Source organism: Pedobacter sp. HMWF019, assembly GCF_003061025.1.
Lineage (GTDB): Bacteria > Bacteroidota > Bacteroidia > Sphingobacteriales > Sphingobacteriaceae > Pedobacter.
The window spans coordinates 1-7,951 of sequence record NZ_QAIL01000096.1; the positions used below are offsets into that span (position 1 = coordinate 1).

The following is a 7,951-nucleotide window of genomic DNA, read 5'->3' on the forward strand; positions in this document are numbered from 1 at the left end:
AACCGGAAAGTAGCCTTAAACTGGCAAAAAGAGGGAGGTCATTACCTGCTGCAGAAGGTTGATTCTTTTCCTCCCTTAGCAGAATTATAATTCATTTAAAACAAAAAAAATAATGAAAACAATCTCAAAAAACATCAAGTTCCTCCGTCAAAAAATGGGATGGAGGCAACGTGAAGTAGCGGAACTACTTAAAATTTCTATTCCAGCATATTCGAAAATATTGTGCCTTGAAGTTTCCGAAGAAAGGAGGTCATAGTCGATGACTTAACATCAAAAGGAAACATGCTGTTTGTGTGATGGTGGAGGGCCCACCGCCGGGTATGACAGACATCTCCGGCAAACTACCTACTGGTGCTGCTTTGCGAAAGGAGGCGGTGTTGAACGAGTAAGGAAAAGGTCTTACCCGATAAGATCAAGTATGGAATAGGGAGCTGAATGTAAATGAACCCCCGATGACGTGTCGATAAGTATAAGACGCAGCCCAAACTATAGGAGGATTTTGCCTTGGGAACAAAGCTTAGGAGCAGTAAACTGGTGTGGACTAAGTGGCTGCCGGTGCACAGGGGGCAGGAACCTAATTCCAGGCGCACAAACGGAACTAGGGAACTCATATAGATGCGATTGAGGGAAAGATTCAAGCAGACACCCTGTGAGGTCAAATACCGATGCGCTATATGGGGACGGATCAGACCGTATTAATGATGAAACCCCTGTAATGGGAGTGGAGTGAAGGGTCTGAACAAGTCAGTTTCAAATGAGATACAACTGGAAAGAAATTAAAAGGATGATTGATTATTACGAAACAAAAGCACACCCAATAACCAAAAGGATGGTATTGGATGGTTACAAACAAATACGGGCAAATGGGCGGGCGGCCGGAGTTGATGGAGTTTCGCTGGACGAGTTCGCAAAGGACTTGAAAGGTAACCTGTATAAACTATGGAACCGCATGACCTCCGGGAGCTATTACCCGAAGTCACTTAGAGAGAAGAAAATCGACAAGGGTGGCGGGAAATTTCGCAGTTTAGGTATACCCTGTGTGGAAGACCGAATAGCACAAAGTGTAATGAAGACTTATTTGGAGCCCTTAGCGGAACCAACATTCCACGAAGATAGCTACGGATATCGTCCAAAACGACATGCTCATCAGGCCATCAAGAAAGCGTACCTAAGAGGATACAGAAGATGCTGGATATTAGATATCGACATCCGCTCTTTCTTTGATACGATAGACCATGAACTAATGATGAAAGCTGTAAAGAGGTACACGCAGGAAAAATGGGTGCTAATGTACATAGAACGTTGGTTGAAAGGCGGTATGCTGATGGAAGACGGAACAATGATAAAGAAGGAAGAGGGCAGTGGACAGGGATCGGTGATCAGTCCGTTGCTTTCCAACATCTATCTCCACTTTGTATTTGACAAATGGATGCAGAAGAACTATCCTGACATAATGTTTGAAAGGTATTGTGATGACATCATTGTTCACTGCGATTACAAACGCAGGGCTATACAATTGAAAAGAACAATCGCTGAACGGTTCGAGGGCTGTAAACTGGAAATGAATGTGGATAAAACTCAGATTGTGTACTGTAAACGACCTGGAAACAAAGGCCGGATTGTTCATGAGAAATCAAGTTTCGACTTCTTAGGTTACACATTTAAACCGAGACTATGGGCTACACCCTATGGAATGGCTGTGCTAACCATGCCAACCATGAGTACCAAGGCAAAGAAACGTATAGCGAAGGAAATCCGGGACTGGAAATTACACTTTACAACCGGAACGATCCAGAGACTCGCGAGGATCATTAACCCTAAAACCAGAGGTTGGATCAACTACTACTGCGAGTTTGGGAAATGGGGGACAACCGGTTTATGGAGAGACTTGAACTTTAAATTAACGAGATGGGTAATGGGGCAGAAGGGAATAGGGTTTAGAAGGGCGCATAAATGGTTAAAGAGAGTATATGCTGTACAACCGAACTTGTTTGCACACTGGGGGATTGTTCACCCATAAATGAATGTAGCAATCACAAAACTATAAATGGAAAATTGGACAAAATCACAATGACAATAACACAGAGTGAAAGAGGCTTGACTTGGACGAGCCGGATAATGCGAGAGTATTACGTCCGGTTCTGTGAGAGGCTTGGGCTGAAATGCCCTTGCCTACTCGGCGAAACAGGGGTAACGGATGTCAATACCAATAGGCTCCGTCAAATTGCAGATCTTTTTAAAGTATCTATTGTTGATATGTATTCCAGTGACTTTACGGGTCTTAAATCAGATGATACTTTGAAAATTGAAGAATTGAGTGAGAAGTTGCATCAAAGAGAAAGCTTGCTGGTTGACCTTCAAATGAAGTTGTTGCGGTATTATGAGAAGAAGCCAACAGTCATCAACATTGGGTAGTATCCTCAACACCCACTATGACTGCTCGATTAGAGCGGTCATAGTGGGTGTTGAGTGTTTTAGATTTTGCTTAACAAGGCAAAGGAGTATGCGACCTATAAAAATCTTTCAAAAAAGTTCGGTTTGAGTAGAAGACTTAGAATCTTCAACTTTTTCTGTAAAAGCGATCTGACTTTCTATGTGATATCGAGTTAAATCAAAACTATCTTTCTTAACTTGTTATTAACTGTTCCTGTATCTGTCGGACATCTCCTTAGAACTCAATATTTCCCATAACTTGGTTTCTGGATTAGCCAGCAGGTACAATTCTTCGGGACGTATATTCCCGTTTACTTGTCCTTCAGGGGCTGCTTCTTGGCATTGGACGTAAAGCATGTTCAATACTTCAAATACCCCATCCATCATGTCGTCAGCATCCTGGTTTTCCACTTTTTCACTGATCATTACATTGACCACCAACCGGGAATGTAGTCTGGCCTTCATCGATACCGATAAGGACTGGTCATACGTTTTGGACAGTTTATTCGGAGACTGTGATGCAGCTACCAGCTTAGTTTTTATTTCCCGTCTTTTGAGGATGTATTCTTTTAACCGGGTCTTCAGCATCTGATAAGCATCCTTACCCGCTTCTTCCATAAACGACTTGAAGAAAAGCCCAGAAACCATGACGATAAAAGTTGTAGGTATAGTCCATTCAAAAGCCGCAAAAAGTCTTTCATCTTCATGCTGAACACCTTTAATTTTAAGTTCAGGTGTACTGAGATCAACTATTTCCTGCGCATCTTTATCATCCAAGTTCTCCGGCCACCTTATAATTATAGCTTCTTCCATGCTGGGATTATTTTAAGCCAATGTACTAAAAATATTATTTACCTTCCCTGATTTCCGCGTCAATCAGCTGTTGGTGCCATGCCCAAAGCTCATCTAGCGTACCGAAATTTTGTGGGATGGGGTTGTTTGAGCGAAACGCTTCGTCAATAGTAAGTGCTTTATAGTGGCTAAAGTAACTTTCGCAGGTGCGGCGTGGATTGTTACCAAGAGAAGATTTAAAATAAGAGTCGCAGCGGTAATACTCGCACCAGCTCCTAGTATTACAATGTGCCTACCACCCATCACTTGGTTAATTCCCTGTTCAATTGTTAGTCTTGGCATAAAATTAGGTTAATAATTCTCCCGCACCCATTTTGATAGGTTTTGAGGGCGATCGTTGAATACTGTAATCAATATAATACCCGTCATATCCAAGAATTTTTAGGACAATACGGTTAAAAAGTACATGATAAACCCTGGAAAGGACGACATCTTCATTAACGGTTTTATCATTACTGTAATTCCGATTACCATGCGTCATTTTATTACGAAGATTAATGGCTGCCTTTTCCTGCTTTTCAATATCAAGGCCGAGTATAGAAAGGAAAAAGTTTATTTTTTCATTAGGCCCTTTTCTGAAAGCTCCCTTTAGTTTATTGATAATAATCTCCCCGCCATCAAATGTGGATAGCTTTGCTGTTAGCGAAGAAACCTCATTGGCGATTAGAGTATCATACTCTTTTTGTGGTAAATATTCTAATTTGATATTTCCAGTCATATCTAAATATTTGCCTGCAATAATCTCCAATGCCCCCGCTAAAATTGGTAAATTTACGCCAACAGGCGTTACTAGAGCAATATGCAGGCGTTCAACAGCATGATCCAACAATAATTTTTTCTGCAATTCAAGGTAACGTGCAAAAAGGCTGTTCAGTTGCAGTTGTATATTGCCCCATTCGTATTCAAAATTAAAATGAATTGGTGGCATCGGAGGTTGGGGTTTCAGGGAAATGTCCGGGCTGTCAAGCAAAGTTTCTACCAGATAGTCATCTCTTAGTTTGCTATAACCATAATAATAAAACTGCTGACCAAATAAAAATGAAACAAAGCGCCGAAGGTTACGCAACAGTTCTTCGTTAAGTTTAGCAATCTGTTCATCCCGGAACTCAAAGCAAATACCTGTCATGCCCCCCTTCATAAAATGATCGGGGACTTTAGCAATAATACATTTGATCTGAGGAATATCAAGGACAATAAAATCTCTTGATGTCGAGCTGCTCACAAATAAGTTCTTATCAGAATCATACTCATCAATACCAATCCTTACTTTTTGGGCATTATCTTGAAATGATCTTGATGTTGCCCCATAAAAGTGCGATGAGATTCCTGAACATAGGAACCATTCAAAGTGTTTGTTGGGTATTTTCTCTCCATCATTTAAGAACTGTATCTCAACAGTATCAAACAGCAAATCGATAGTTGTAAGATGCCCCGATTCATTATGAGTCAAACTATTAATCTGATAACCACCGAAAATACACCTGTTTAGTTTCGCCCGATTTCCGTTCTTATCCACCCCTTCAATAATCTGATGTTGGGTTATGTTTCCTTGACCTATATATTTATCAGAATATTTAAAATCTTTTAACTTGCCAACGATTTTAGCTTTTAACTGCAAATTATCATCACGCCAAACCTCCAAATTCGCGTTTTCATCTAATTGAAATTCCGGGTCTTCAATTTTAAGACTATTCAAAACTAAAGGGAAGTCAATCGCTTCCCATTCTAGGTGAGGATTATAAATGGCTGGATAAGATTTCATGTTGTATAAAGATGGTTTTTTTATATGTATTTTAAAGTATCTTAAACGAACTTTGAACGATGCCAAAACTACTTTATCACTACACTTCATACACTGCTTTTTGCAGCATTATCAGCGGCGAAAACCTCAGGTTCACAAATATTGGATTTCTAAACGATGCATTGGAATATCAATATGGCGTTGGTCTTTTCATTCAAGCCATACAGAGTTTCGAGTCTAAAAATAACATCAAGGACACATTTGATACTGCTTTAATAAACCGATTTACATTTTTAAATCAGGTTTACACAATCTCCTTTTGTGAAAATGGGGATGACTTAAATCTTTGGCGGGGATATTGCCCCAAAGAGGGGGGGATTGCGATTGGTTTCAATAAGGATACCGTGTTCCCCAGCAAAGATGTTTTGTTGAATAAGTGTCAATATGGCAATCCATATAAAGACATTATAGTTGCCTCGAACTACCAAAGAATAAGAAGTAAGTTTTTAAACATAGAAACTCTTCACAAAGACCTCGAACATATAAAGTTTACGTTCGATTTAGCCCATGTTAAAAGTCCAAGCTTCAGTGGAGAGAACGAGTGGCGAGGGGTAATAAAAGCAGGAAACCATAAAATACAATACCTGGTAAAGAACTCCATGATCGTTCCTTTTACTGATCAGAAATTCAATAAAAGAAGTATAAAAGAAATCCTGATTGGGCCATCAGTGCACCAAGATAAGATTAAAGAGGCTTTAGAGCTTATGACAAAACAATTCAATATCCCCTGCGATATTATTAAGTCCAATATCCCTTTTGTACAGTATTAGAGAATGGCAGGGGGGCATTACAAATATGTCCATTAACTAAAAATTTCCCGTTGATACTCTTGTCAAACAAATGTTGTGTTGTTTTTACCGAAATCCATAGCAATGTGCGTACTGTCACCGACTGGTTGACACCATTGATCCGCTCGAATTTGATTTTGCCAACGGGTGCTTCCAATCGCAATGAACTATAAGCAACCTCCGGCAGAAATGATAGGTTTTTGTCGAAATACAATCGCTGTACACTCGATAGGTAGTACCTTTTAAATGCATATTTTGCCAAACATTATTGGCATACGCAGAAGTAATTTTATACTTATAATCCTCGCTAGGACTTACATCACTACGTGCAAGTTCATTGGAAAAGAACCGGCCTTGTTCTTCATATTCCTTAGCCATAGGTAAATCCTGTGGTGTATTGTATTGTATTGTATTGTCCGCGATAAAAAGGCTTAACAGCATTAAGAAACATGGTCTACTATTTGCTTAATGGTTGAAATTACCATATGTTAAAAATATTTTTTATCAAGACTATAATATTAGTGCACTTGATAATAATTTTATTAAACTAATGGATAAAAAAAATGAGCAATTTTCATTGTTATCCCCTATACAAAATGCGAATTCTAGCCCACATTATTATAAAGGAAAATCACCTTAAAGCGGCCTTTGGTGTTGAAACAAGCGGCGTCGAAATCAGCTAGATTACCGGTAGTAGTGGAAACTGGCATCTATATTCATTGATATGTATTATCATGGTACATTTGTTAAATGTAACTGTGTGCGGGAACTAATTGAGCAACGGTCCAGGTTATGTGCTGATGATATTCTGGTGTTAGAGGGAATTCTGACAGATTTTGAGGGTTGATTCTAAGTTAGGCTCAACTATTATTCTTTCATAAAAATAAAGATAGATAGTTTGGCGCTATTCTGGTGCCAAATCATCTAGTCCTAATTCCAATTGGCCGTTTTTCCTGTCAACCATTTTATTGAAATGGGTAATAAATTGTTTCCAATTATCAGAAATTCGCATAACGGCTATTACTTGGTTCAGCTGCGCTGATAAATGCGGATGTCCTGTATCTGAAGTTAAACTTTGAAAAAATCTTGCTGTGTAATTTCCAGCAGCACTTTTAGGTGTGTTCTTCTTTAGTTCTTCCAGGATACCTTTAGGGAGCTGATCATAAATTATTCTGTTTGTCCATTTTCCAACAATACCCGGTCTTCTTTTTATATCACTCACAGTATATCCCCAGCCATTCAGTCTGAATATTTCTCTATAATAAGTGTCAGGGAAGGTTTTTTGCCAGCTTAATAGCTCATCTGAAATGTATGCCTTTAGGATTGTCTGTAAAGCATCCCGCTCGCGGTCATACTGATACCCAGTAACTTCGTCTACCAGTGCGATAATCCCGACCTTTGCTACAGATCTAATAATTATTTCTGCTTGGTCTGCATAGATGATCTGATTATCCTTTAACACGCCAGATTTTTTCAAGTCTATTAACGCGTCACAAAAGTCAATTAACTTAGTAGCTTCATAACCATAGGTCATGGATTGAGAGCCACCAGCGTTATTCCTTTTAAATTTTATAACCTCGGAAAGTCCAGCTATTATTTCAGGCTTAATGTGTGTAGATATGTTTTTTCCACCAACAAATTTAACCAGCCAATCCCCGCTTGTCCCCTCGTAGCCAATCGCTTTTTGCATGCCGTTTCTAGATAACACACGTGTACCATCTGTCAATACATAACAAGGTATTTCAATTGAACCAATTATCAATGGTGTTTTGTCAGATCCGTATTCTGCTTTTAATGTTTTCTTTGCCATAGCGCTAATTTTGATCTGCAATATAGCAAACATACATTTTAAAAATAAATTCTTATCTTCACTCCTGAGAGCATTAATTTAAGGAGTTAGGCCGTAATGGTTCATCCCCTTTCTTTTTTAAAATTATTATAGAGGTGAATATAGCTGTTCCAGTAGATTTATTGCTATCCAATGACAGATATCAAAAAAGGTTTATTCTGGTGTTTTATGGTGCTTTCCGGTAAAATTTGGTGTAAAAAACAAAAATATTTTTTAAATATTTAAAGT

At 38.9% G+C, this 7,951-nt stretch carries 7 protein-coding genes; 4 read left to right on the forward strand and 3 right to left on the reverse strand.

Annotated features, from left to right (window positions below):
• Positions 1-112 precede the first annotated feature (112 nt).
• From DBR11_RS06265 to DBR11_RS06275, 3 genes are all read left to right on the forward strand, one after another.
• Positions 113-256 (forward strand): helix-turn-helix domain-containing protein, encoded by a 144-nt coding sequence (locus DBR11_RS06265; protein ID WP_108550752.1) that lies wholly within the window; start codon positions 113-115, stop codon positions 254-256.
• Positions 257-754: 498 nt separating this feature from the next.
• Positions 755-2,020 (forward strand): group II intron reverse transcriptase/maturase, encoded by a 1,266-nt coding sequence (ltrA, locus tag DBR11_RS06270; protein WP_199233774.1) that lies wholly within the window; start codon positions 755-757, stop codon positions 2,018-2,020.
• A gap of 50 nt (positions 2,021-2,070) precedes the next feature.
• Entirely contained in the window at positions 2,071-2,415 is a 345-nt protein-coding gene (locus DBR11_RS06275) for a transcriptional regulator (protein WP_108550753.1), read from the forward strand.
• Positions 2,416-2,637: 222 nt separating this feature from the next.
• On the opposite strand, the gene DBR11_RS06280 is transcribed toward DBR11_RS06275, so the two are convergent.
• A complete protein-coding gene (locus DBR11_RS06280; protein ID WP_108550754.1) occupies positions 2,638-3,246 on the reverse strand; it encodes a hypothetical protein in 609 nt (202 codons plus the stop codon).
• Positions 3,247-3,571: 325 nt separating this feature from the next.
• Complete coding sequence (locus DBR11_RS06290) at positions 3,572-5,047, reverse strand: hypothetical protein (protein ID WP_108550756.1); 1,476 nt, start codon at positions 5,045-5,047, stop codon at positions 3,572-3,574.
• Between the two features lie 59 nt (positions 5,048-5,106).
• On the opposite strand from DBR11_RS06290, the gene DBR11_RS06295 reads away from it, so the two are divergent.
• Positions 5,107-5,856: a DUF2971 domain-containing protein gene (locus DBR11_RS06295; protein WP_108550757.1), complete on the forward strand. Its 750-nt coding sequence runs from the start codon at positions 5,107-5,109 to the stop codon at positions 5,854-5,856.
• 922 nt (positions 5,857-6,778) lie between these two features.
• Here the strand turns inward: DBR11_RS06295 and DBR11_RS06300 are convergent.
• Positions 6,779-7,684 (reverse strand): P63C domain-containing protein, encoded by a 906-nt coding sequence (locus DBR11_RS06300; RefSeq protein WP_108550759.1) that lies wholly within the window; start codon positions 7,682-7,684, stop codon positions 6,779-6,781.
• Positions 7,685-7,951 lie beyond the last annotated feature (267 nt).

Coding starts and splice junctions, on each gene's coding strand:
- DBR11_RS06265 (WP_108550752.1), top strand. CDS start 113: ATGAAAACAATCTCAAAAAACATCAAGTTCCTCCGTCAAAAAATGGGA.
- ltrA (WP_199233774.1), top strand. CDS start 755: ATGAGATACAACTGGAAAGAAATTAAAAGGATGATTGATTATTACGAA.
- DBR11_RS06275 (WP_108550753.1), top strand. CDS start 2,071: ATGACAATAACACAGAGTGAAAGAGGCTTGACTTGGACGAGCCGGATA.
- DBR11_RS06280 (WP_108550754.1), bottom strand. CDS start 3,246: ATGGAAGAAGCTATAATTATAAGGTGGCCGGAGAACTTGGATGATAAA.
- DBR11_RS06290 (WP_108550756.1), bottom strand. CDS start 5,047: ATGAAATCTTATCCAGCCATTTATAATCCTCACCTAGAATGGGAAGCG.
- DBR11_RS06295 (WP_108550757.1), top strand. CDS start 5,107: ATGCCAAAACTACTTTATCACTACACTTCATACACTGCTTTTTGCAGC.
- DBR11_RS06300 (WP_108550759.1), bottom strand. CDS start 7,684: ATGGCAAAGAAAACATTAAAAGCAGAATACGGATCTGACAAAACACCA.